Genomic DNA, 1,651 nt, shown 5'->3' with positions numbered 1-1,651 from the left:
GCAACTGCTCTTTAACAATTTATCAGACAATCTGTGTGGGCACTCGAAGATACGGATTCTTAACGTCGCAAGACGAAAAATGAATACCAAGTCTCTGAGTGAACACGTAATTCATTACGAAGTTTAATTCACGAGCATCAAACTTAAATTGAAGAGTTTGATCATGGCTCAGATTGAACGCTGGCGGCAGGCCTAACACATGCAAGTCGAACGGTAGCACAGAGAGCTTGCTCTCGGGTGACGAGTGGCGGACGGGTGAGTAATGTCTGGGAAACTGCCCGATGGAGGGGGATAACTACTGGAAACGGTAGCTAATACCGCATAACGTCGCAAGACCAAAGTGGGGGACCTTCGGGCCTCACACCATCGGATGTGCCCAGATGGGATTAGCTAGTAGGTGGGGTAACGGCTCACCTAGGCGACGATCCCTAGCTGGTCTGAGAGGATGACCAGCCACACTGGAACTGAGACACGGTCCAGACTCCTACGGGAGGCAGCAGTGGGGAATATTGCACAATGGGCGCAAGCCTGATGCAGCCATGCCGCGTGTATGAAGAAGGCCTTCGGGTTGTAAAGTACTTTCAGCGAGGAGGAAGGCATTGTGGTTAATAACCGCAGCGATTGACGTTACTCGCAGAAGAAGCACCGGCTAACTCCGTGCCAGCAGCCGCGGTAATACGGAGGGTGCAAGCGTTAATCGGAATTACTGGGCGTAAAGCGCACGCAGGCGGTTTGTTAAGTCAGATGTGAAATCCCCGGGCTCAACCTGGGAACTGCATTTGAAACTGGCAAGCTTGAGTCTCGTAGAGGGGGGTAGAATTCCAGGTGTAGCGGTGAAATGCGTAGAGATCTGGAGGAATACCGGTGGCGAAGGCGGCCCCCTGGACGAAGACTGACGCTCAGGTGCGAAAGCGTGGGGAGCAAACAGGATTAGATACCCTGGTAGTCCACGCCGTAAACGATGTCTATTTGGAGGTTGTTCCCTTGAGGAGTGGCTTCCGGAGCTAACGCGTTAAATAGACCGCCTGGGGAGTACGGCCGCAAGGTTAAAACTCAAATGAATTGACGGGGGCCCGCACAAGCGGTGGAGCATGTGGTTTAATTCGATGCAACGCGAAGAACCTTACCTACTCTTGACATCCAGAGAACTTAGCAGAGATGCTTTGGTGCCTTCGGGAACTCTGAGACAGGTGCTGCATGGCTGTCGTCAGCTCGTGTTGTGAAATGTTGGGTTAAGTCCCGCAACGAGCGCAACCCTTATCCTTTGTTGCCAGCGGTCCGGCCGGGAACTCAAAGGAGACTGCCAGTGATAAACTGGAGGAAGGTGGGGATGACGTCAAGTCATCATGGCCCTTACGAGTAGGGCTACACACGTGCTACAATGGCATATACAAAGAGAAGCGACCTCGCGAGAGCAAGCGGACCTCATAAAGTATGTCGTAGTCCGGATTGGAGTCTGCAACTCGACTCCATGAAGTCGGAATCGCTAGTAATCGTAGATCAGAATGCTACGGTGAATACGTTCCCGGGCCTTGTACACACCGCCCGTCACACCATGGGAGTGGGTTGCAAAAGAAGTAGGTAGCTTAACCTTCGGGAGGGCGCTTACCACTTTGTGATTCATGACTGGGGTGAAGTCGTAACAAGGTAA

At 52.4% G+C, this 1,651-nt stretch carries 1 rRNA gene; it reads left to right on the top strand.

The features are described from left to right. Nucleotides 1-145: 145 nt before the first annotated feature. A 16S ribosomal RNA gene (locus M989_RS23890) occupies nt 146-1,651 on the top strand; the annotation flags it as partial.

The sequence above is a fragment of the Kluyvera georgiana ATCC 51603 genome (assembly GCF_001654985.1).
Classification (GTDB): Bacteria; Pseudomonadota; Gammaproteobacteria; order Enterobacterales; family Enterobacteriaceae; genus Kluyvera; species Kluyvera georgiana.
Note: the sequence above shows the minus strand (reverse complement) of the source record. Positions and strands in the feature narration are given on the sequence as shown.